Source organism: Bowdeniella nasicola (assembly GCF_001907295.1).
GTDB lineage: Bacteria > Actinomycetota > Actinomycetes > Actinomycetales > Actinomycetaceae > Bowdeniella > Bowdeniella nasicola.
The window spans coordinates 1-22,671 of record NZ_MQVR01000041.1; the positions used below are offsets into that span (position 1 = coordinate 1).

At 66.4% G+C, this 22,671-nt stretch carries 22 protein-coding genes and 2 pseudogenes; 14 read left to right on the plus strand and 10 right to left on the minus strand.

The window, feature by feature from the left end; all coding sequences use genetic code 11:
• Nucleotides 1-204: 204 nt before the first annotated feature.
• From BSZ39_RS07670 to BSZ39_RS14805, 5 genes and pseudogenes are all read right to left on the minus strand, one after another.
• Nucleotides 205-810 (minus strand): annotated as a pseudogene (locus BSZ39_RS07670) (MFS transporter); the annotation flags it as partial.
• Complete coding sequence (deoC, locus tag BSZ39_RS07675) at nucleotides 804-1,463, minus strand: deoxyribose-phosphate aldolase (protein ID WP_073716773.1); 660 nt, start codon at nucleotides 1,461-1,463, stop codon at nucleotides 804-806. The pseudogene BSZ39_RS07670 and the gene deoC, both read right to left, overlap by 7 nt.
• Before the next feature lie 84 nt (nucleotides 1,464-1,547).
• Entirely contained in the window at nucleotides 1,548-2,486 is a 939-nt protein-coding gene (locus BSZ39_RS07680) for a sugar-binding transcriptional regulator (RefSeq protein ID WP_073716774.1), read from the minus strand.
• A gap of 33 nt (nucleotides 2,487-2,519) precedes the next feature.
• Nucleotides 2,520-3,026 (minus strand): alpha/beta fold hydrolase, encoded by a 507-nt coding sequence (locus tag BSZ39_RS07685; protein ID WP_281247119.1) that lies wholly within the window; start codon nucleotides 3,024-3,026, stop codon nucleotides 2,520-2,522.
• 49 nt (nucleotides 3,027-3,075) lie between these two features.
• A pseudogene (locus BSZ39_RS14805) lies at nucleotides 3,076-3,273 on the minus strand (arsenate reductase/protein-tyrosine-phosphatase family protein); the annotation flags it as partial.
• Between the two features lie 261 nt (nucleotides 3,274-3,534).
• On the opposite strand from BSZ39_RS14805, the gene BSZ39_RS07695 reads away from it, so the two are divergent.
• From BSZ39_RS07695 to BSZ39_RS07750, 12 genes are all read left to right on the plus strand, one after another.
• Nucleotides 3,535-5,169: an ABC transporter substrate-binding protein gene (locus BSZ39_RS07695; RefSeq protein WP_158025117.1), complete on the plus strand. Its 1,635-nt coding sequence runs from the start codon at nucleotides 3,535-3,537 to the stop codon at nucleotides 5,167-5,169.
• A gap of 74 nt (nucleotides 5,170-5,243) precedes the next feature.
• Complete coding sequence (locus BSZ39_RS07700) at nucleotides 5,244-6,239, plus strand: ABC transporter permease (protein ID WP_073716777.1); 996 nt, start codon at nucleotides 5,244-5,246, stop codon at nucleotides 6,237-6,239.
• Nucleotides 6,232-7,236, plus strand: a complete 1,005-nt coding sequence (locus BSZ39_RS07705; protein ID WP_222842897.1) for an ABC transporter permease — start codon at nucleotides 6,232-6,234, stop codon at nucleotides 7,234-7,236. The genes BSZ39_RS07700 and BSZ39_RS07705 overlap by 8 nt, the downstream gene beginning before the upstream one ends.
• Entirely contained in the window at nucleotides 7,233-8,120 is an 888-nt protein-coding gene (locus BSZ39_RS07710; protein ID WP_222842898.1) for an ABC transporter ATP-binding protein, read from the plus strand. Before BSZ39_RS07705 ends, BSZ39_RS07710 begins: the two co-directional genes overlap by 4 nt.
• Nucleotides 8,110-8,940, plus strand: a complete 831-nt coding sequence (locus BSZ39_RS07715; protein WP_073716778.1) for an ABC transporter ATP-binding protein — start codon at nucleotides 8,110-8,112, stop codon at nucleotides 8,938-8,940. Before BSZ39_RS07710 ends, BSZ39_RS07715 begins: the two co-directional genes overlap by 11 nt.
• A 2-nt stretch (nucleotides 8,941-8,942) precedes the next feature.
• Nucleotides 8,943-10,511, plus strand: a complete 1,569-nt coding sequence (locus BSZ39_RS07720) for a glycoside hydrolase family 3 protein (protein WP_073716779.1) — start codon at nucleotides 8,943-8,945, stop codon at nucleotides 10,509-10,511.
• Entirely contained in the window at nucleotides 10,504-11,139 is a 636-nt protein-coding gene (locus BSZ39_RS07725) for a GNAT family N-acetyltransferase (protein WP_073716780.1), read from the plus strand. Before BSZ39_RS07720 ends, BSZ39_RS07725 begins: the two co-directional genes overlap by 8 nt.
• The gene (locus tag BSZ39_RS07730; protein WP_222842899.1) at nucleotides 11,136-12,332 is read left to right on the plus strand and encodes an exo-beta-N-acetylmuramidase NamZ family protein; all 1,197 of its coding nucleotides are present in this window, start codon (nucleotides 11,136-11,138) and stop codon (nucleotides 12,330-12,332) included. Before BSZ39_RS07725 ends, BSZ39_RS07730 begins: the two co-directional genes overlap by 4 nt.
• A gap of 1 nt (nucleotide 12,333) precedes the next feature.
• The gene (locus tag BSZ39_RS07735) at nucleotides 12,334-13,224 is read left to right on the plus strand and encodes a MurR/RpiR family transcriptional regulator (protein ID WP_073716782.1); all 891 of its coding nucleotides are present in this window, start codon (nucleotides 12,334-12,336) and stop codon (nucleotides 13,222-13,224) included.
• Between the two features lie 2 nt (nucleotides 13,225-13,226).
• Nucleotides 13,227-15,959, plus strand: a complete 2,733-nt coding sequence (locus BSZ39_RS07740) for an FAD-binding and (Fe-S)-binding domain-containing protein (RefSeq protein WP_073716783.1) — start codon at nucleotides 13,227-13,229, stop codon at nucleotides 15,957-15,959.
• Nucleotides 15,959-17,131, plus strand: coding sequence for an anhydro-N-acetylmuramic acid kinase (locus BSZ39_RS07745; protein ID WP_281247121.1), 1,173 nt, complete (start codon nucleotides 15,959-15,961; stop codon nucleotides 17,129-17,131). The genes BSZ39_RS07740 and BSZ39_RS07745 overlap by 1 nt, the downstream gene beginning before the upstream one ends.
• On the plus strand, nucleotides 17,128-18,069 hold the full coding sequence (locus tag BSZ39_RS07750) for an N-acetylmuramic acid 6-phosphate etherase (protein WP_073716785.1): 942 nt from the start codon (nucleotides 17,128-17,130) through the stop codon (nucleotides 18,067-18,069). Before BSZ39_RS07745 ends, BSZ39_RS07750 begins: the two co-directional genes overlap by 4 nt.
• Nucleotides 18,070-18,073: 4 nt before the next feature.
• On the opposite strand, the gene BSZ39_RS07755 is transcribed toward BSZ39_RS07750, so the two are convergent.
• The 3 genes from BSZ39_RS07755 to BSZ39_RS07765 all read right to left on the minus strand — a co-directional run bounded on the left by BSZ39_RS07755 (nucleotide 18,074) and on the right by BSZ39_RS07765 (nucleotide 20,384).
• Nucleotides 18,074-19,003, minus strand: coding sequence for a BadF/BadG/BcrA/BcrD ATPase family protein (locus BSZ39_RS07755; RefSeq protein ID WP_158025121.1), 930 nt, complete (start codon nucleotides 19,001-19,003; stop codon nucleotides 18,074-18,076).
• A gap of 251 nt (nucleotides 19,004-19,254) precedes the next feature.
• Nucleotides 19,255-19,587 carry a DUF952 domain-containing protein gene (locus tag BSZ39_RS07760; RefSeq protein ID WP_073716787.1) on the minus strand — a complete coding sequence of 111 codons (333 nt, stop codon included), beginning with the start codon at nucleotides 19,585-19,587 and terminating at the stop codon, nucleotides 19,255-19,257.
• Nucleotides 19,588-19,808: 221 nt separating this feature from the next.
• A complete protein-coding gene (locus BSZ39_RS07765; protein WP_143180430.1) occupies nucleotides 19,809-20,384 on the minus strand; it encodes a hypothetical protein in 576 nt (191 codons plus the stop codon).
• A gap of 291 nt (nucleotides 20,385-20,675) precedes the next feature.
• On the opposite strand from BSZ39_RS07765, the gene BSZ39_RS07775 reads away from it, so the two are divergent.
• On the plus strand, nucleotides 20,676-21,356 hold the full coding sequence (locus BSZ39_RS07775; protein ID WP_073716790.1) for an EamA family transporter: 681 nt from the start codon (nucleotides 20,676-20,678) through the stop codon (nucleotides 21,354-21,356).
• Nucleotides 21,357-21,367: 11 nt separating this feature from the next.
• Here BSZ39_RS07775 and BSZ39_RS13515 read toward each other — a convergent pair whose 3' ends face one another.
• The gene (locus BSZ39_RS13515) at nucleotides 21,368-21,715 is read right to left on the minus strand and encodes a site-specific integrase (protein ID WP_158025123.1); all 348 of its coding nucleotides are present in this window, start codon (nucleotides 21,713-21,715) and stop codon (nucleotides 21,368-21,370) included.
• A complete protein-coding gene (locus BSZ39_RS15030; RefSeq protein ID WP_143180432.1) occupies nucleotides 21,639-22,391 on the minus strand; it encodes a DNA topoisomerase IB in 753 nt (250 codons plus the stop codon). The genes BSZ39_RS13515 and BSZ39_RS15030 overlap by 77 nt, the downstream gene beginning before the upstream one ends.
• Before the next feature lie 33 nt (nucleotides 22,392-22,424).
• On the opposite strand from BSZ39_RS15030, the gene BSZ39_RS13890 reads away from it, so the two are divergent.
• Entirely contained in the window at nucleotides 22,425-22,580 is a 156-nt protein-coding gene (locus BSZ39_RS13890; RefSeq protein WP_158025127.1) for a hypothetical protein, read from the plus strand.
• The last annotated feature ends 91 nt before the right edge of the window (nucleotides 22,581-22,671 follow it).

Genomic DNA, 22,671 nt, shown 5'->3' on the forward strand with positions numbered 1-22,671 from the left:
GGGCTTCCGGAACCTGACCCACTACATCGCCCGCAGCCTCCTCGAGGCCGGCGGATTCAAACCCCGACTACACCCTCGATTGTGAAGAGCCGCTTTGGCGACGTGGGTCGCGTCCGCCAGCGGCTTGCAGGTCGGGTACTTGGTGAGAGCGAAGAGGATCATCACCACGATCAGCACGAAGATGATGTATTTGTACGGCAGCAGGGTCTTCTGCAGCAGTTCGGCCGCGAACACCTTGTGTTGTTCCGGGGTCAGCCCCTCGGCCTGCTTGTGCAGAGACTCACCGTCGCCGAAGATCAGGTACTTGCCGAGCAGGATGCCGGCGATGGAGCCCAAGGGGTAGAAGGTCTGCGAGATGTTGAGCCGCAGGGTCGAGCGCTTCTTCGGCCCGATCATGGACGAGTAGGTATTGGCCGAGGTCTCCAGGAAGGACAGGCCCAGCGCGATCGCGAATAGGGCGAAGAGGAAGACCCCGTAGGTGGCCATGTGCGAGGCGGGGAAGAACAGCGAGCAGCCGATGATGTAGAACAACAGGCCGATCATGATCGCGATCTTGTAGCCGGACTTCTTGATCACCAGCGAGGCCGGGATCGCGATCAGGAAGTACCCGCCGTAGAACGCCGACTGGACGAAGGCGGTGGCGAAATCGCTGAGCGTGAAGACGGTCTTGAACTGGGTGATCAGGATGTCGTTCAGGCTGGCCGCCACACCCCACAGCGGAAACAGGATGGACAGCAGGATGTACTGGAACAGCGGCGTCTTGGAAAGGTAACCGTTGTCGAGTTGCTCGGCTCCGTGCTTGATCAACATGCCGGGGCCACCTCCCCCAACAGAGCAGCGCCGGCGCTGGCGCCGATCCGGTTGGCACCGGCGGCCAGGAACTTCTCGAACTGTTCGGGGGTGCGGATACCGCCGGAGGCCTTGACCTGCACCCCGTTGGTCACGGTCTGGCTCATCAGCTTGACCGCTTCCTCAGTGGCGCCGCCGGTCGAGAACCCGGTGGACGTCTTCACGAAGGCGACGCCCAGGTCGCTGCACAGTTCGCAGGTTTTGACGATCTGCTCGTCGGTCAGCAGGCAGGTCTCAAGAATGACCTTCAGGCCCGCGCGGTTTTCGACCGCGTCGAGAACGGCGGCGATGTCGGAGCGAACCAGATCCCAGTCGCCGTCGAGCACGGCGCCGATATTGACGACCATGTCGACCTCGATGGCTCCACGCTCAACGGCATCGGCAGCTTCGAAGGCTTTGCTGGCCGAAGTGCTCGCACCGTGCGGGAAGCCCACCACGGTGCACACCCCCACCTCACTGCCGCCCAAGCGGTCGGCGGCGTGTGCCACCCAGGTGGGCTGAACACAGACCGTCGCGAACCCGGCGTCCAACGCTTCGTCGATGAGTTTGTCGACCTCGGCCCGCCGCGCATCGGGTCGCAACAGGGTGTGGTCGATGAATCCCGCTTTCTTCATTGAAAGACCTCCGTCGTAGATGGCTGGAAACCACGCTACGCCGGTTCGGCACTTTTGTAAAGATTCTATTTTTTCACATGTTCGCTAGTCGGCCAGCCTGCGCGCGGTGTGGTGATCGGTCACCAGATGGTTCGCGTAGCCGACATTCAAGGCGGTACGGATCGCCTCGGTCTTGGCCGGCCCACCAGCCACCAGCACCCGGTGATCGATGCGCTTGAGGTCCTCCAGCGCAATCGCCAGGGTGCGGGCGTCCAACTCCTCGTCGGCCATCCGACCCTCGCTGTCGAAGTACCGCGACAGGATGTCGCCGACGGCGTTGGCCTGCAGCCGCTGCCGCTCGGCCTCGGTCAGGTACCCCAGGTTGAACAGGGTGCTGCTGGAGTTCACCCCGCCGATGGTGAACACCGCGATCCGGCTGGTCGCGCCGAGTTGCAGCGACTGCCGGATGTGTCGCTCGTTCTCCACGATCGTCTTCACGTCCACCGAGTCGAAGATCACAGGCAGGGGCAGGTATCGCCCGTAGGCGCCGAAGGCCCGGCAGAAATTCTCGATGATCTCGACATCCTTGGTGTCCTTGCCCGAATAGGTCAGCCCACCCTTGAGCTGGATCACCTCGACCCCGCGCAACTGCCGTGAGGGCAAGTGACGAGACAGTTCATGGATGGTGTTGCCCCAGCCCACGCCGACCAGATCGCCGTCGGTGACCAGGGACGCCACCACCTCGGCGCCGCGGTGACCGAGGTAACTCAGCACGCCGTCATCATCATCGACCGGGGTGGCGGCGATAACCACCTCGTCCAAGCCGTAACGCTCGCGCAGGGCGGCCACCAACTCCCCCTCGGCCTCACGCGGATCGGTGATGGTGATCGTCACGAAACCGGCGTCGCGGGCATGCTGAATCAGCTTGGAGACCGTGGGACGCGACACCTCGAGCAACTCGGCGATCCGGGCCTGGGACATCTCGTCGACGTAATACAGTTTCGCCGCCTCGATCGCTTGGACATCACGCGCACTGACCGCCATCCCGGCTCCTTGAAGGTAGATCCCTGCTGAAGACTACGCTGCGATCAGAAAGTCGATCGCCAACTGGTTGAAAGCGGCCGGATTGTCGGTGTGCGCGGTGTGCCCGGCACCGGGCACCTCGCACAGTTCCGCACCGGGGATCCGCTTGGCGATCAACTCCGCGGCCGGACGGTTCGCAGTGTCGTTGGCTCCGATCAGCACCCGGATCGGTGCGGTGATCGCGGCCAGGTCGGCGGAGATATCCAGCGACCCGAAGGCCTTCATCACCGCGAGCAGCCGGTCCTTGTCCAGGCCCTGGGCGGCGAGTTTTCGTCGGGGGTAGAGCCTGAAGATCGCTCGCTGCGCCGCCAGCACGGCCCGGGGCGGGGCGACCTGGGCCGCGCACACCACCAGTTTCGACACCCGATCGGGGTACGAGATCGCGGTCTGCAGGGCCACCGTGGCCCCCAGCGACAACCCACACAGCCGGGCCCGCCGGGCCCCGAGGCGATCCAGTTCGGTCACCACTGCGGCCGCGGCCGAGGCTGTTCGCGCGAACACTGCATTCGGGAGCTGGGCACCAGTAGCGAACAATCGCGTCGCTCAAAAGCTTTGGACGCTCGGCCGAGATATCGATGCCGTCCTCGGCCATGGCATCGCGCACGGCGGGGTTGATCTCGGAAGCGGGGGCGGAGCCAGCAGAGCGGACATCGACCGCGCCGCCGGACAAGTGCGCGGCATAGGCGGCAGCCATCTGGGATCGACCAGCGTTGTGAATGCAGACGAAGAGGATGGATGGCTTTGCCATGCCGTAAGCCTACGCCAGTGGCAACCTATGAAACCGCTCTTCTTTGCTCCGGTCAAACATGTAGGTAAATAAACTACATGGAATGCTTGACGGCAAGTAGCTTTCCTTCCTATGGTGTAAGTCACGAGGTTTGCGACAGAGCAGTTGCATCAGCGCTGCACCGCCGCACCGCGCGACAACCCAAGATAATTGGAAGGAACCCAGATGTTTTCTGCGCGCAGATGGAAAAGAGTTGTCCCGGCGGTGCTACTTGCCGCCTCGATGACCGTCGTTGGAGCGTGTAGCACCAACAAGTCCGGAGGCAATGAAGGCTCCGGCGGCGAGAAGAAGGACGGGCCTGCGCTCGTCGTCTTCGCGGGATCCCAGACCCCGCTCGTCAACAACTTCAACCCGTACTCGCCGACGCTGCTGCCCGGCACGCTCGGCTCGATCTATGAGCCGCTGTTCTTCTACAACAAGGCGGCCGACACCGAGCCCGTGCCGCTGCTAGCGGAGTCCTTTAAGTGGGCTGAAGATGGCAAGTCGCTCGATATCAAGATCCGCCCGGGCGTGAAGTGGAACGATGGTTCCGACCTCACGCTCGATGACGTGATCTTCTCCTTCACGAACTCCGGCGTGCAGGCCGACTACCTCGACAAGGCCGAAAAGGTCGACGAGTCCACGGTCCGCCTGATCTTCAACACGCCCGCCTACACCAACGAGTACTCGCTGCTCGGCGCGACCTACATCGTGCCGAAGAAGGTCTTCGGCGAGCTCGACGACCTCGTGACGTTCGCGAACTCCGAGAACCCGGTCGGTACCGGACCGTTCATGCTCGACACGTTCACCGATGCCTCCTACACGGTGAAGAAGAACCCGAACTACTGGGACAAGGAGCGCCCGGGCATCAACACGGTGCAGTACCTCGGTATCGACGGCAACTCCTCGGCCGAGTCGCTGCTGAAGTCCAACCAGCTGGACTACACGACGATGTTCATCCCGGATCCGAAGTCGATCACCTCGAACGATCGGATCGGCTACCTGCTGTCCAGCTCGCCGAACATGATCACGATCATCACGTGCTCGAACACCGAGCTCGGCTGTAAGGGCCCGCAGACCGACAAGGAAGTCCGCAAGGCCTTCAGCAAGGCGATCAACCGCGCCGAGGTCAACGAAAAGGCCTACCACGGCACCGCAACGCTAGCGTCGTCCACGTTCACCAAGCCCGAGCGCGACGAGAAATGGGTCGCCGACGGCATGGAGAAGGTCCTGCCCGAGACGGCCGACGCCGAGGGCGCGAAGAAGATCCTCGAAGACGCCGGTTATGCGCTCGGCTCGGACGGCATCTACGCCAAGGATGGCGAGCGCGTCTCGATCAACATGGTTTCCGTTGAAGGCTGGTCGGATGCGAACGCCGCCTCGGACCTCATCGTCGCCCAGGCGAAGGCCGCGGGCATCGAGATCAAGAACGACACCGTGACGCTCGACCAGTACACGGATATGCGCCAGACCGGCCAGTTCCAGATGGTCTACTCGGCCATCGTCGGCACGCCGATCGCGGACCCGTACACGATGTACCGCAACAACTTCACGACCTCGTTCACGACCCCGGTCGGCGAGTCGCTCAAGCCCAACCAGACGAACTTCGCGCGCTTTAGCAACGAGGAGTTAGACAAGGCCGTGGCCGCCGCGGCGCAGACCAATGAAGACGGCCCGAAGGCCGAGGCCTACGCGAAGATCCAGGGGATCATCGCGGACGAACTGCCGTACATCCCGATGTTCCACGGCGGTTCGCAGACCTTCTACAACCAGACCGATTTCACCGGCTGGCCCACCGAGAGCGACCTGTACGCGTTCCCCGCGTCCTGGGACGCGGTCTCGGCCGGCTACGTGATTTCCAAGCTGACCTATAAGTAGGTCGCTGCCGCGAGGGGTGGGGGCGGCTCGCTCGTCCCCACCCTCGCTGTTTGTCGGCGCGAAAGGATCGATACGTGAAGTATTACGTTCGCCGCATCGTCTTCTACCTCATCACGCTGTGGTCGGCGGTCTCCTTGAACTTCCTGCTGCCGCGATTGATGCCCGGGGACGCACGGCAGATCTTCATCGAAAAGCTCACCCGGCGAGGTGGCGAGATCACGCCCGCGATGGAAAACTCCATCAACCTCGTCTTCGGTTCTGAAGGCGCCTCGATGTGGGATCAGTACGTGCGCTACTGGGGCAACCTTTTCAAGGGCGACCTCGGGGTATCCGTGACGAAGTTCCCGGCGCCCGTCACCGAGCTCATCGGCGCGGCCCTGCCGTGGACGCTCACCCTCGTGGGGCTCGCGACGGTCATTTCGTTCTTTCTAGGCGTCTCCATCGGCGCCTTCGCCGGCTGGAAGCGAGGGACCGCGGCCGACAGCCTCATCCCTGGTATGACACTGTTGCAGTCCGTCCCGTATTTCTGGCTCGCCCTGATCTTCATCTCGATCTTCGCCGTCGGGCTCGGCTGGTTCCCCATCATCGGCGGCTATTCCGTGCGCGAGTATCCGAGCGGGCCCGAATTCTCCTGGGGCTTTATCAGTAGCGCGATCTACCACGGCCTGCTGCCGGCGATCACGATCATCATCGCGTCGGTCGGCGGTTGGGTTCTCGGCATGCGCAACATGATGGTCTCGACGATGTCCGAGGATTACGTCGTGACCGCCGAGGCGAAGGGCCTGAAAAACAGCCGAATCTTCACCTGGTACGCCGTCCGCAACGCGGCGCTACCCTCGCTCGCGGGATTCGGGATCACGCTCGGCTTCGTCGTCGCGGGATCCATCGTCATGGAACAAGTCTTCACCTATCCGGGCGTCGGCAAGCTCATGATCAACGCCGTCCAGGACAAGGACTACGCGCTCATGCAGGGCGTCTTCCTCGTCATCACCGTCACCGTACTCGCCGCGAACTTCATCATGGACCTCATTTACGGACTCATCGACCCGAGGGCGCGTAGCAATGTCTAAGACCGAACCTGCACTGAGTGAAACCGCGACGCCCGCGGGCATGACGAACCCCGCCGAGCTGGGCGGAGGCGAGGCGCCGCGCAGCACGGGCAAGCGCAGCCGCCTGCGCGAGGCGCTGCCGCGCCTCGACTTTAAGCTCGCGCTGGGCCTGGCCCTGACGATCGCGATCGTGCTGTTTGCGATCTTCGGCCACTACTTCACGCAAGACCCGCGCAACTACGACAACCCGACATTCGCGCCGCCCAGCAGCGAACACCTGCTCGGCACGAATAACCTCGGCGCCGACCTGCTCGCCCAGCTCGCCGAAGGCGCGACCGGCTCACTGCTCGTGGGCCTCACGGCAGGCTTCATCGCCGTCGTGCTCTCGCTGTTCTTCGGCATCGTCGCGGGCTACCTCGGCGGCTACGTCGACGAGCTGCTCTCACTCATCACGAACATCATGCTCGTGATCCCGGGCCTGCCGCTCGTCATCGTCATCGCCTCCTATATGCAGACGCGCTCGATGTGGATCATCGCGCTCGTCCTCGGCATCACGTCCTGGGCGGGCTCGGCGATCGTCTTGCGGCTGCAGGCCAAGTCGCTTCGCAACCGCGACTATGTCGCCGCCGCGCGGGTCGCGGGGGAGAAGACCCACCGCATCATCCTCGTGGAGATCCTGCCGAACCTGCTGCCGCTGCTCGCCGCGATGTTCCTGTCGGCCGTCGTCCTTGCGATCCTGTCCGAGGCGGGCCTGTCCTACCTCGGGCTCGGACCCTCGGGCGCGATCACGTGGGGCACGATGCTGAACCAGGCATCCCAGCACAACGCGTTCCATATCGGCGCGTGGTGGTGGTTCGTGCCGCCGGGCCTGCTCATCGCGCTGTTGGGCTGCGGCCTGTCGCTCATCAACTTCGCGATCGATGAGACCATCAACCCCAAGCTGCGTGCCGCCCCCGACGCCGTGCGTTCCGTCCGCCGCGCCGAAAAGGCCCGCGCCCGCAAGGAGGCGACATCGTGACCACCTGGCCCAGCCACGAGGAATACCTGAAAAACCACGAGCCGGTCCTCACGGCCCGCAACATGACGATCTCGTACGAAGTCACCCCGCCCGTTGTCGCGGTCAAAGACGTCGACCTCACCTTGTACCGGGGCGAGATCCTCGGCCTTGCGGGGGAGTCGGGCTGCGGGAAGACGACGCTCGCCTACGGCATGAACCGGCTGCTCAAACCCCCGGCGCTGCTGCGCAGCGGCGAGGTCACCCTGCACGAAAAGGACGGCGATATCGACGTCGTTGCCCTCAAGGGCGATGAGCTCCGCCGTTTCCGGTGGGACAAGGTCTCGATGGTGTTCCAGGGCGCGATGAACGCGCTGAACCCCGTGATCTCCGTGAAGGCCCAGCTCTTCGACGTGTTCTCGACCCACCGGCCCGAGATGTCTAGGTCCGAAAAACGCGCCGTGAGCGAGGAACTGCTCGAGCTCGTCGGGGTGGATAAGAACCGGCTCACCTCCTATGCCCACGAGCTGTCGGGCGGCATGCGCCAGCGCGTGATGATCGCGATGGCGCTCGCGCTGCGGCCGCAGGTCATGATCATGGATGAGCCGACGACGGCCCTCGACGTCGTCGTCCAGCGGGAAATCCTGCGTGAGATCATGCGGCTGCGCGAACAGTTCAACTTCGCGGTTATCTTCATTACCCACGACCTGCCGATGCTGCTGGAGATCTCCGACCGGATCGCCATCATGAAGGACGGCGCCATCGTCGAGGTCAACACCGCGCACAATATCTACAGCGCGCCGCAGCACGAGTACACGAAGCAACTACTGAGCTCCTTCCCCTCCCTGCTCGGGGAACGGGGCGGATTCGTCCGCACGGGAGCCGGCGGAGGTAGCGATGAGTCTTGATGTCAAGAACGTGACCAAGGAGTTCAAGCTCCGCAAAGGGCTTTCCACATCCACCCTCGTCGCCGTGAACGACGTGTCGTTCACGATCGAGCCGGGCACGACCGTCGCGCTCGTCGGGGAGTCGGGCTCGGGTAAGTCCACGATCGCGAAGATGATCCTGCGTCTGGAGACCCCAACCAAGGGCTCCATCACGATCGATGGCAAGCCCTCGAACGTGCGCGGGCGGGCGCTGACTGCCTACCGCAACCAGGTGCAGATGGTCTTCCAGGACCCGTTCGCCTCGCTCAACCCGTTCCACACGATCGCCCACCACATCGAGCGGCCGCTGCGCATCCACGGCAAGGTCTCGAACTCCGCCGAGGCGCGTGAAAAGGTCGAAGAACTCCTCACACGCGTGAACCTCGAGCCCGCGTCCAGCTTTGCCGACCGGCGGCCCCACGAGCTGTCGGGCGGGCAGCGCCAGCGCGTCGCGATCGCGCGGGCGCTCGCGCCCGGAGCGTCCTATCTCATCGCCGATGAGCCCGTCTCGATGCTGGACGTGTCGATCCGGCTGTCGGTGCTCAATCTGCTCGCCCGGCTGCAGCGCGAGGAGAACCTCGGGGTCCTGTACATCACGCACGACCTCGCCACGGCCCGCCACTTCTCCGACGAAATCATGGTGATGTACAAGGGCGCCATCGTCGAGCGGGGCCCGAGCGATGAGGTCATCTTGAACCCGCAGCACGACTACACCAAGACGCTGCTGGCCGCGGCGCCGGATCCGGCCAACCACGGCAAGCTCCGCGAAGAAGTCCGCGCCGAATTCGCGAAGCAGGGATAACCATGAGAGCGCCCGATATCGAAAGCTGGGACCTTAAGCAGGTCGTCGGCCAGCTGTTTTCCGTCTCCGTCGGCCACCACGCCGACGGCGGATACAAGGTCGCCGACACCGTCGAGACGGTAGCCTCACTCGTCGCCGAGCGCCACGTTGGCGGGATCTGCTACTTCCCAGCCGGGCCGGACGGCGCGACGCCGCAGCGCATTCGCGAGGTCGTCGCCGAGCTGCAGGCCGCCTCCGAGGTGCCGCTGTTGATCGCGATCGACCAGGAGGGAGGCCTCGTCACCCGCATGCGCGAGCCCGCCACTCGCTGGCCCTCTGCGATGGCGCAGGCCGCGGGCGGCGACTGGGACGCCGTGCGCGAAATCGCCCGAATGTCCGCGAGCGAGCTGCGCGCGGTCGGCGCGTTGCACCCGTTCACGCCCGTCGCCGATGTCAATATCGAGCCAAATAACCCCGTCATCGGGATCCGTTCCGCGAGCTCTTCGCCGCACGTCGTCGCCGATTACGTACGGGCCGTCATCGCGGGCATCGCCGAGGCGGGCTCGGCCTCGTGCGTGAAACACTTCCCCGGCCACGGCAACGTCGCCGTCGACTCCCACCACGGCCTACCCGTCCTTGCGACGAGCGTCGAGGACTGGGAAGCCGCCGAGGCGGTGCCTTTCCGGGCAGCGATTAAAGCAGCCGTCGACGCGGTCATGATCGGCCACCTGTGCATGCCGGCCGTCGACTCGAGCGGCGCGCCCGCGACTTTCTCCCGCCCGATCGTCACCGACCTGCTGCGCGGCCGGCTCGGCTACGACGGGCTCGTCGTCACCGATGCGCTCGACATGGCCGGAGCCGCCTACCCCGGCGGGCCGGGCGCGGCGTGCGTCGCCGCGCTGCGTGCCGGCATCGACCAGCTCCTCATGCCACGCGACCCGGCCGACTGTATCGATACCGTGCTAGCCGCCGTGCGCTCCGGTGAACTCGACGAGGCGCAGCTGCGCCGGTCCGCGGAGCGCGTTGTGGCGCTCAAGGCGAAACTCGCAGCGGCGACGTTGACGCCGGCCGAACACGATCCTGCGGCTGTGGCCGCGGCCGCGATCGGACGCAGCCTCACCTGGCGCAACCCGGGGTGCACGTTCGCGCTGTCGCCTGGCGCGCCGGTCACGATCATCACCGACGAGCTCCCGCCGAGCGTGGGCCGCGGCGTCGAAGTCGTGCCGGCGGCGCTCGCGAGCGAACTCATGGCGCGCGGCCACGCCTGCCGCATCACTGCCCTCGAATCCTCCGACACCAGCGGCGCGCGCATCCTCATCACGCGCGACGCCTGGCGCTTTCCCGAGGTCGCCGCGCAGGTATCGGGCCTGGAGGACATCGCGTGTGCGATCGCCGCCCGCTCGCCCTATGACGCGGCGCTGCTCGCAGATGACGTCCCGATGCTGCTGGCGTACGGCGATATCCCGGGCCTCGCGGCGGCGCTCGCGGTCGCGCTGACCAGGGGAGAGGCCACCGGCCAGCTCCCCGTCGACCTGCCTGACGCCTCCGGCCAGATTCGTTGGCCCCGCCGACTGGAGGCGACGCATGACTGAGCTAACCCTGCGCCCGTATGGGAGCGCCGACCGGGCCGCCCTCGGCGACGTCTGCGTGCTGACCGGCGACTCCGGAAAGAGTGCGAAAGGCAAATTCTTCGACGACGACCTCCTGCCCTATATCTACGCCTATCCCTACCTCGAGTACGCGCCCGACCTCGTGCGCGTCGCCGACCTTAACGGCCGCGCCGTCGGCTACATCCTCGGCGTCGCCGACGTCACTGAATTCGTTACCTGGTGGCGCGAGCACTGGACGCCCATCTTCGCCGAGAGGTTCGCCGGCGCCGCGGACCTGAGTGCAATCGAAGAGCGGCTGATCGGGCTCGGTCTTAACCCCGAGCGCCAACTCGGCGACTGGCGAGGCGACCACCCCGGCGAATTCCATATCGATCTGCTGCCCGAAGCCCAGGGTCAGGGCCTCGGGCGCGCGCTCATCGACTGGTTCTGCCGTGAGCTCGCCGCGCGCGGCGTGAGGAGCATCGGGATCGGCGTCGGCGCGAAAAACACCGGCGCGATCGCCTTCTACCGGCGCCTCGGATTCGATACCTTCCGCGAGAGCGTGGGCGAGGACGGCACTCCGATCGGCTACCTCATGACGATCCCGACGACGCACGAGGAGACGAAATGATGGGCGACGGCCGCATCCAGCTCGGGGTCGACCGGGTCCTTACCGACCCGTCGCTCCTTGCCGGCAAGCGCATCGGACTCGTCACGAACTTCACCGGAGTGACGGGCAACCTCGAGCTGTCCTCGCGCGCGCTGCTACGAGCCGGGGTCCCAATCGTCGCGCTGTTCAGTCCCGAACACGGCCTGCGGGGAACCGCCCAAGCGGGGATGAGCGAAGCAAGCGGCGACGACGAAGAGACGGGCCTGCCGGTCGTCGACACGTACCGAAAAAGCGAATCGGACCTCGACGCGGCGATCGCGGAGCATGACCTCGACGTGCTGGTGTGCGACCTGCAGGACATCGGCGCACGCTACTACACGTATTACGCGACGATGCTCACCTGCCAGCGAGCCGCCGCCCGCGCCGGTGTCCCGTTCGTCGTGCTCGACCGTCCCAACCCGCTCGGCGGCACGGTCGTCGACGGCCCGGGCATACGGGCGGGCTTCGAGTCCTTCATCGGCCCGCTCAGTATTCCGATCCGCCACGGTCTGACCATGGGCGAACTCGCACGCGTCGGCGCCCGCCTCGATTCGGGCGCCGGGATCGACGTGCCGCAGCCAACTGTCATCGAGATGACCGGGTGGGAGCGCGCGATGACCTGGGCCGACACCGGCTTGGCATGGGTGCCGCCCTCGCCCAATATGCCGACGCCCGACACCGCGCTCGCGTTCGTCGGCACCGGCCCGCTCGAGGGTACGAACCTCTCCGAGGGCCGCGGCACGACGCGCCCGTTCGAGATCTTCGGCGCCCCCTGGCTCACGGCGGATTTCGCCGATCGCCTCAACGCCGCTGGGCTGCCAGGTGTCACGTTCCGCACCGCGTGGTTCACGCCGACCTTCAGCAAACATGCGGGCGAGGTCTGCTGCGGCGCCCAACTGTATGTCACCGACGCCTCCCGCTATCCGGGCCTGCGCGTCGGCATCGAAATCCTGGCCGCGGCGCGCGAGAGCTCCCAGTTCGCCTGGCTCACCCCATCGCACGAGGAGGTTGGCGACCGCCCGCCCTTCATCGACCTCGTCTGGGGCAGCATCGACCTGCGCACTCTGATTGATGCGGGGAAGACCTCGGCGCTTCTCGAGCAACTGGGCGAGGCCGCCACCTTGCGTGAGCGTGATATCGAATTGTTGAGCTATCAAGGAAAAGGACAATGGTGACATGACAGAAGACCTCGACTTTGGTGATGGCTCACTCGACCTCACGACCCGCATCCGGGGCCTGTTAAACGAGCTGCAACCCGCGATGGCTCGCGTCGGCAGCTTCATCGTCGCCGACCCCGTCAAAGCCGCCGGCATGACCATCTCGGTTCTCGCCGCCGCGACCGACGTGTCTGAGACGACGATCGTGCGCTTTTGTCGCGAGATCGGCGTCGACGGCTACGGCCAGTTGCGTCTGCAACTCGCCTCCGAACTTGGCGCGCGAAACTCCAGCAAAGACTTCATCGGCTCCACCGATATCGCGGCCGATGACACGCTCGTCTCCGCGGTCGAAAAAATCGCCTACGCCGATACGCGGTCCGTCAAAGACACCGCGAAATCGCTGTCGATGCCGATCCTCGAATCTGCGGTTGTCGCGATCGTGAAGGCCAAGCGCTGCGAGATCTTCGGCGTCGGCGCCTCCGGCCTCGTTGCGCTCGACCTGCAGCAAAAGCTCCACCGCATCGGCCTGGTTTCGTTCGCGCACGTCGACCCCCACCAGGCGCTCGTCTCCGCCGCCCTGCTCGATGGGCAGTGCGTCGCGATCGCGATTTCCCATTCTGGCGGCACGAAGGACACCCTCGAGACGCTGCGCCAGGCGCGCGAGCGGGGAGCGACGACGATCGCGATCACGAACTCGCCGCGCTCGCGCCTCGCGAAGCTCGCCGACCTCGTCCTGACCACCGCAGCGATGGAAACGAGTTTCCGCTCCGCCGCGACCGGCAGCCGCCTCGCCCAACTCATCGTCGTCGACTGCCTGTTCGTCGGCGTCGCCCAACAAACCTTCGCCGAGAGCGTGCACGCCCTCGAGGAAACCCGCAAGGCCGTCGCCTCCAAACGGGTCGAGAAGTAGCGATGTCCCAGGTCCTCACGCGCGAGGTTCACCGCCGGGCCTATGCCCACGACGCCTCCCACTACCTGCTCTACCCGCAGGAAGTGTGGATCGCGCGCGACCTCACCGATGTTGCCGCCGCGATGCGCAGCGCGACCGAGCGCGGTCTGCCCGTCACCTTCCGGGCGGGCGGCACGAGCCTGTCCGGCCAGGGCGTGGGCGAGGGGATCCTTATCGATGTGCGCCGCTCCTTCACCAGGATCCGCGCGCATGACGAGGGCCGCCGCGTGCAGGTCGAGCCGGGCCTGACCGTCCGGCACGTCAACGCGGTCCTTGCCCGCCACGGCTATAGCCTTGGCCCCGATCCCGCGAGCGAGATCGCCGCGACCATCGGGGGAGTCGTGGCCAACAATTCCTCCGGCATGGCGTGCGGGGTGGCGAACAACGCCTACCACCTGCTCGAATCGGCGGTCTTTGTCCTGCCCAGCGGCACCGTCATCGACACCTCCGAGGCGGACGCCGAGGACCGCTTCCGGCAGACCGAGCCAAAAATCTGCGCGGCGCTCGAAGACATCCGCGACCGCCTGCGAGCCGATGAGGACGCGGCAGCGGTCATCGCGCGGCAGTTCGCGATGAAGAACACGATGGGCTACGGCCTGAATGCGTTTCTCGACTACTCCTCGCCGCTCGATATCTTCACCCACCTGCTCGTCGGCTCGGAAGGCACTCTCGCCTTCATCGCCGAGGTCACGATGCACACGGTGCCGCGCCACCCGCAGCGCGCCGCCGCCCTCGTCGTCTTCGACACCCTCGACGCGGCCGCGCGCGCGATTCCCGCCCTCATTGAGGCGCGCGTCCACACCGCCGAGCTCATGGACGCCCGCTCCCTGCGGGTTGCCCAGGGCTTTGCGAACGTCCCCGACGCGATCCACACGGTCGACGTCGCCGAACACTGCGCGCTCCTCATCGAATGCCGCGGCAGCGACGAGGACGAACTTGGGGGAGCTGTTGAGGCCGCGCAGCGGGCACTCGCCGAGCATGGCGTTACCGCCGATTTCTCCCGCGATGACGAGACCTGCGCCGCGCTGTGGAACGTGCGCAAGGGGCTGTACGCCGCCTGCGCGGGCGCCCGTGCGGCCGGCACGACCGCGCTGCTCGAGGATGTCGTCGTCCCGGTCGAAAGCCTCGCCGACGCGACCCGCGAACTCAGCGAGCTCTTTGATCGCTTCGGCTATGACGACGCCGTGATCTTCGGCCACGCCAAGGACGGCAACCTCCACTTCATGATCACTGACGACTTCACCGCCGAGGCCGCGCGGGAGCGCCTCGCGGACTTCACCGACGGCATGGTCGAGACCATCTTGCGTCACGGCGGCAACCTCAAGGCCGAACACGGCACCGGCCGCGCGATGGCGCCCTTCGTCAAAGCCCAATACGGCGAGACTCTCTACGGTCTCATGCGCGAGCTGAAAGACGCCATCGACCCGGCAGGTATCCTCAACCCGGGCGTCATCCTCACCACCCGCGCCGATTCCCACCTCACGGATTTCAAGGACCCGATCGCCATCCACCCGGTGGTCGACCGCTGCGTCGAATGCGGCTACTGCGAACCGAAATGCCCCTCCAAGGCCTTGACGCTCACCCCACGCACCCGCATCGCGGTCCTGCGCGAGATCGCCGCCGCCGAAACCCGCGGCGATAAACCGATGGCCAAAGACCTCATCGACGCCTATGAGTACCAGGGCGTCGAGACGTGCGCCGTCGACGGCATGTGCGAGACCGCCTGCCCCCTCGACATCAACACGGGCGACCTCGTCCGCGATCTCCGCACCGCGCAGGGGGCGGCGTGGCCCGCGGCCTGGTCCCTCGCCTCGCGAGGCTGGAGAGTTTTTACGCGCGCAGGCTCGGTGGGCCTGTCGGTCGCGGCGAAGCTGCCCGACGCGCTGCTGCGCGGGGCAACGACGCTCGGCCGGGCGATCCTCGGGCGCGATCGCATCCCGCAGTGGAGCCGCGACATCCCCGCCGGCGGCACGCCACGGCGCCGCCCGCCTGTCGCCAACCCAGACGCGATCTACTTCCCCTCCTGCCTCGGCGCCATGTTTGACTCGGGCCGCACCACCTCGCTGCAAGAGGACCTCGAACTCCTCAGCGCCACGGCCGGTATCACCCTCGCCGTGCCCGATGGGATAGACGCCGCCTGCTGCGGTACGCCGTGGTCGTCCAAGGGCATGACCCGCGGCTATGACGCGATGAAGAACCGCGTCGCGGCGATGCTCGAGGCCGCCACCCGCGGCGGGCAGCTCCCTGTTATCTGCGATGCCTCCTCGTGCACCGAGGGCCTCATGAAGCTCCTCGCAGAGCTGGGCATCCGCGTCATCGACGCGCCCCAGTTCCTGCACGAACACGTGCTCCCGCGCCTCGACCTGCCGGCCGCGGCGCTCGACTCGCTGACGCTGCACCCGACGTGCTCGTCAACCCGCATCGGCTCGGCCGAGGCGGCCCGCGCGGTCGGCCAGGCGCTCGCGCGCGAGGTCCATGTCCCCGACGCGTGGGGCTGCTGCGCCTTCGCGGGCGACCGCGGCCTGCTCCACCCCGAACTCACGGCATCGGCGACGCGCGCCGAGGCCGCCGAGGTACGCGCACTCGGCTCGCAGGCACACGCGAGCGCGAACCGCACGTGCGAAATCGGCATGAGCCGCGCGACCGGAAAGCCCTACGTCGGAATCGTCCAACTCCTCGCGGATGCGGTGCGATGATGCGCATCCTCGGAATGATGAGTGGCACAAGCGCGGACGGGATCGACGCCGTCGTGGTCGACTTCTGCCTTGCCGATGACCACCTCGCGGCCGAGGTCGTCGCGGGCGCCACGAAGGAGTTCAGCCCGGAGCTGCGCGAGGTCGTGCTCGCCGCCCAGTGCCCTGACGTCGCCACTTCGAATGCGATCGCTGACGTCCACGCCGCGATCGGCGACGTGCACGCGAAGGTCGCGAAAAAGTTTTTAGGACTTGGCGTGGACGCGATCTGCCTGCACGGCCAGACGATCAACCACCGCGTCGTGGAGGGCCGCGTCACGGCCTCGCTGCAGATCGGCGATCCGGCGCGCGTCGCGGCCGCGACGAACCTCCCGGTGATCCACGCGGTGCGCGCGAACGACATCGCGCTCGGCGGCCAGGGCGCGCCCTTCGCGCCACTGCTCGACGTCATGATCGCAGGCGAGCGCGCCCCCGTCGCCTGCCTGAACATCGGCGGCATCGCCAACGTCACCGTGATCGATGACCGCGGCGTCACCGCGTTCGACACCGGGCCGGGCAACTGCCTGATCGACGCCCACCTCGCCGACATCTCCGGCGGGGAGCTGAGCTACGACGTCGACGGCGCGCTCGCCGCGCGTGGGAGCGTCGACGAAGCGCTGCTCGCGGCGCTGCTCGCCGACCCGTACTTCGCGCAAGCGCCGCCGAAGTCGACGGGCCGCGAGTACTTCACCCTCGAGTGGGTGCGAGCGCGTTCGGAGAATAAGGGATTCGAACCCTTCGGGCGGTTGCCCGCAGAGGACCTCGCCGCGACGCTCACGGCGCTGACCGCCCGCTCGATCGCGGAGGCGCTCGGCGACGTCCGCACGGTTTACGTCGCGGGCGGGGGAGCGCGCAACCGTACCTTGCTGCGCATGCTCGCCGAGCGAGGCCTCGACGTCCGCCCCATGAGCGACCTCGGGCTCGATTCGGACCTGAAAGAAGCGCTCCTCATGGCGCTCATCGGCTTCGCCACCCTGCACGCCCTGCCCACGACCACCGCGGTCGCCGGCAGCATCGCCCTACCCCCGCACGCGACCCACGCCGCGCTGCGCGACCTGCTGACCGACGTCCCCGCGCGCGTGCGGGACGCGTGGCCCATCCCTCTGCGACTGGTAACTCGGAAGGACCAGCCATGACCCACACGACCGATCACCTCATCGCACACGACGTGCCAACCGAGCAGCGCAACGCCGCCACCTTCGGGATCGACACCCTCGCCACCCCGGCGATCGTCGACCAACTCATCGACGCCAACTCCGGCATCCAGGCCGCCGTCGCCGCGCAGGCCGAGCACATCACCGCCGCCGTCGACGCGGCCCTCGTGAGCTGGATCGCGGGCGGCGTCATCCACTACGCCGGCGCCGGCACCTCCGGACGCCTCGCGGTTCTCGACGCCGTCGAACTCCTCCCGACCTACGGCGTCGGCGACGACCGCGTCCAAGCCCACCTCGCCGGCGGACTCGACGCCATGATGCGCGCGGTCGAAGGCGCCGAAGACGACGCCGAGGCGGGCTACGCGCTCGGGCGCTCGCTCGCCCCGCACGACCTCATGTTCGGCGTGACCGCCTCCGGACGCACCCCCTTCGTCGGCGGCGCCCTGCGCGGCGCGCGCGAAGTCGGAGCCGCGACGGTCCTGCTCGCCTCCAACCCGAACGCCGAACTCGCACCGCTCGCCGAGACCGCGATCCTGCCCGATACCGGCCCCGAGGTCATCACCGGCTCGACGCGGATGAACGCCGCGACCGCGCAGAAAATCATCCTCAACACGTTCTCGACCGCGCTCATGGTCCGCTGCGGCAAGACCTACGACAACCTCATGATCGACGTCGCCGCGACGAACGAAAAACTCCGCGCCCGCACCGTCCGCATGATCGTGCAGGCTTCCTCCCTTACCGCCAGCCAGGCGCGCGCGTGCCTCGAAGAAACCGGCGGCGAGATCGCGCCCGCCCTCGTCATGGCGCTCGGCGGCGTCGAACTCCCGATCGCGCGCGCGGCGCTGACCCGCTATCCGCCGGACCCGTCCCGCACCGGCGATCCATCGGGCATCCGCAGCGCCCTCGCCTCGCTCGGATAGGCACTCAGGGCCGCCGACGCAGCGCGTCGAGCGCTAACTGAACGACCCCGTAGATCGGTTCGCGGTGCGCCACCTCACGCACATCGCGCACGCGCGCGCGAACGGCCTCGCGCAGGGGAACGCAGTGCTCGGCGACGCCGCCCGCCCACACGAGCGGCAGTTCGCCCTCGATGCCACGCTCCCGCAGCTCGGTCGCGCAGGCGTCGACGCCTCGCGCGATCGCCTCCGCGGCCTCGGCAAGAATCCGCTGCGCGACGGCATCCGAGGCGGCCGCCTCGGTCAGGAGCGCGGCGAAGCGCCCCCACTGGGCGGGCTTCAGCTGGTCGACGGCGCCGATGAGCGCCTGCGTCTCGCGCGGGATCTCCAGCGCTTCGACCACGGCGTCGGTAAGCGCGGTGGCCCTTCCGACGCCATCGAGGTCGGCGGCGACCGCGCGCAGGATCTGCTGGCCGAGCCACGTGCCCGAGCCGGTATCGCCGAGCACCCAGCCAAGCCCGTCGGTCCGCCGCACGAGCACGCCATCGCAGACCGCCGCCTGCACCGCGCCCGTCCCCGCGAGCGCGAGCACGCCGGTGCGCGCGCCCTCGGTATTGGCGAGGAACGCCGCGGTGATGTCGTCCGTGAGCTCGCGCGCAACCCCTGCCAGCGGCGTGCGTGCGAGTCCTGCGTCGATCGCGGCCGCGATGCGCGCCCGGCCCGCGCCACCGGCGCCGGTTACTGCGAGGTAGACGAGCTCGATCTCGCTTGGAACGGTGTCCGCAAGCACGACGCCGATGCCCTCGGCGAGCGCGTCGGCGAACTGTTCGGGCGTTGCGGCCGAGCGAATATTGGCGCCCGGGCCGTTGTGCCGCGCCCGGATCGCCGCGGCCGCGTCCAGGCGCGCGAGCTTCATACTCGTTCCGCCGATATCGCCCACAATTACGCCCGGAGTCATGTCTCCATCATCGTCGAAATTGCCAGCGAACCCTAGCTGCGGTTTCAGATTGTTTTCAGCTTCGGGCAGCACAGTAGTAGTCAACGGGGCAAGCGATGAAGACATGGCGTCGCTTGACTCGCATGGATAGGCCGTCTGACTGAGGGGAAAGACGTGCCAGGATGTGCTTCGTTTTCACTCCGCGAACCATCCGGAACTGGTGAATGGCGCCCCGACCCTACCTCCCTGGGTCGGGGCGCCGACCTGTGTCCTTACGCCTGGTAGCGCTCGCACTCGATGAGATCGAGCGGGATCGCGCCGCCGTAGATGTGAGGGAACACCTCGGAGTTCGGGTCACGAGAATCTCCCGGCTCGTAGCGCACCTCGAGGCCGGCTGCTTCCAGTTTTTCTTCGTCCATTGTGAGCAGCAGGAGTTGCGGTTTGTCCGCGTAGATTGTCTGCGCGACTCGTTTCAGCTGGTCGTGATCCTTACACGCGTGGATGAAGCCCTGCTGCTCGAGCCGGATCCCGCGGGTCGACGAATCGTAGGCTCCGGAATCGTGTGCTTGCTCCCAATCGGCTGGCTCGGCCAGGTGGTAGATCATGGAACCACAGTAGGCGGAAGAAAAACTACCAGCGACCTATGGAGCAGAACTTAGCGTTTACTCAGGATCGGCGGGCAGTCTTATAGACATCACGGAAAGCGCGTAGAGACATGGCACAAGCTTTCCGTCGCATGGATAGGCCGTCTGACTGAGGGGAAAGACGAGCCGCAACTGGTGAGATGCCCCGACCCATCCTCCCTTGGGTCGGGGCATCGCCCTGTCTATGCGACGATGTCGCGCCAGCGGTGGGGGAGTTTGCCGCACGAGCGCAGCGTCGAGCGGTAGCGGTGCCGGGCAGCGATATTGCGACGCATCTCGTCGGCGATCCGGCTAAGGAAGAGCGAGCGGTACATGCTGTCCGACAGGGTGGAGGCGGCAAAGGAGATCCCGGAGAACAGTGCGAGGATCAAGCACACCCGGAACATTGCGGCATCGAGCGGAAGATTGAGCCCGACCCACTGCATAGCCTGCGGGTCCGTGCCCGTCCAGGTCTTGATCAGCTGCGGGGTGAGGGCGATCTTGCCGAAGATCGCGAAGATCGCGAAGGTCGCGACGATGAAGATCGCCGCCTGCACGAGCTGGACCGCGGCGGCCACGACGGTGGGGTTGATCGACTCGCCGATGGAGAATCTCGAGCGTGACGGCTTGACCCCGCAAAACGGGGTGGCCTCAAGGAGATGCTCGCTGTCGTCCTCGGTGTCCTGCTCATCGAGCATGTCGATGACGGCTGGCACGATGATGACGATCAGCATGATGAGCAGGAACGTGCACAGCCAGACCATTTGGCGCTGGCTCATATTGGCCGACAGCTGCCAGAGCTCGGTGGTGAAGAAAACCAGCAGGACGGTCAGGAGCAGCAGCGGCAGAATGCGAGCGACCGCGGGAATCGCGGCGGTGAGCTCGCGCAGGGAGCGCCGGCCAGCCCACGTGAGGATCGTCCTTTCGGCCCGATCCGAATTGTGAGTCTCATTCTCGCACGCTGCCCGGGCCGCTTTGGTGCGTAAGTCGGGACCCGCGGCGCGGCCTGGCTGCGGGTCGCTGTCGGCGCCATTTTCATCCTGCTCATCGCGCGACCAAAACTGCGGGGGATGAGCGGGCGCGACTGGCTCCTCGTCGCCGCGCTCGGCATCACGACAGGCTCCCTCACCTTCCTGTTCTTCGTCGCGATCCAGCGGATCCCCCTCGGCACCGCCGTCGCGCTCGAGTTCCTCGGGCCACTCGTGCTCGCGGCCGTCACGAGCGACAGCAAGCGGGCGTTAATCTACCCGGCGCTCGCGATGGTGGGTGTCGTGTTGATGAACCGGCCGTGGGTTGGCGACGTCGACGTCATCGGCGTGGTGTTCGCCCTGCTCTCCGGGGCGGCGTGGGCGGTGTATATCGTCCTGACCCAACAGGCGGGGGACCGCTTCAGCGGAATCAGCGCGCTCGCGTTCACGATCCCAATCGCCGCGATCGCTTTCGTACCGATCGGGCTACCACAGGCCCTGCCGCACCTCTCGGCACCGATCATCGCGACGGCATTCGGCCTCGCGCTCCTAATGCCCGTCATCCCCCTCGTCCTGGAGATCGTGGCCTTGCGCGGCATGGGTCCCGCGGCTTTCGGCACGCTCATGGCGCTCGAACCCGCGATGGGGGTGGTGATCGGTGCGATCGTGCTCGCCCAGATCCCGCTACCGATCCAAATCCTCGGCATCATTCTCGTCGTCGCCGCCGGTATCGGCTCCCAACGTTTCGCTGCCCGCGATGTCTCGCCGGAGACGCTTTCCTGACCCGAGACGGACTAGGTCAGCAGCGCGCGCACCTTCGCATCGGTCGCCTTACCGGTGATGACCGTGCCCTTTTCAAACAGTTCGATCACGCGCGGGTTGATATAGGAGTCGCGCGCGATCGCGGGCGTATTGTGCAGCCACTCGGCAATCTGCTTGATCGCGGCCGTCACCGCTTGCGGGGACGAATCTCCCGTCGCGGCCGCGCGCCCCAGGGCCTGCGCCGCAACAACGGTGCCCTGCCAGGTGCGGAAATCCTTGGCGGTGAACTCTCCGTCCGAAACCTCAGCAAGATAGGCGTTGATGCCGCGGCGGAGACGCCGTGCCAGATCCGGCGCCGGCCCTGCTGCTCCGGCCGGCACACGGCGGGCGCGGATCGCGGCGACTTCGGCCGATCGTCAAAGAACGCGGCGAGTGCCCTGTCGTGGGTGCGCACGTCCCAGTCGCTGCCCGACTTACCGCGGAACGTAAGGTGGACCGTGTCGTCCTTGACCTCCACGTGGCGGCGCTGCAGGGTCGAGGCGCCGAAGGACTCATTGTCCTTGGCATACTGGCTGCCCCGATCCGAAGGCCTAACGTGTCGATCATCCGCACCGCGGCCGCAAGAGCCCGGGAGCGCTCATCGCTGCCCTTCAGGTCCCGCGTTACGCGGCGGCGCACAGTCGGCAGGACCTCAGCGAAGGCGAGGGAGCGGATGAACTTCTCCCCGTCTTGCTGTTCGCGCCAATCCGGGTGGTAAATATACTGCAGCCGGCCCGCATCATCGACGCCGGTGGCCTGGATATGGGAGTCTGCGCTCGCGGCGATCCACACCTCGTCCCAGGCCGGGGGAATCACGAGGTCTTTGATTCGCTGGAGCTGCCTCTCATGCGTCACGCGCGCACCATTAGCGCCCAGTAGGTGAGCCTTTGCCCGCGCGGCGGCGAGTGAAACCGCCCTGGCCGCGCTCCACACGCCGTAGTGCCATGTCGCAAGTCTGTCACAATCCGGCGTGTGGCATTGAGTCAAAAATCTCTTGACGTTAAGATAGTTCTCCACGAATAGGAACGAAACGCGCGAAAGGAGTGCCTAATGATGCTGACGAAGGTCAACGAATTCTTGTACAAGCTGGTCAAGCCAACGAAACACCCCGCCTACGGAGTCTCGCGAAACTCTGGCGTCACCACGCGCACGAAGCGCACGAGTGATCGCGCCAAGATTGGCGCTGCAAAGATCTATCGCGACTAGGGCGTGTCTGACAGGTGATGTGTCATGCCTCGGGTGATGCTCGGGGCATGACGCGTTTCCAGTTGCTGTCGGATGCCCAGTGGTCGTTGAT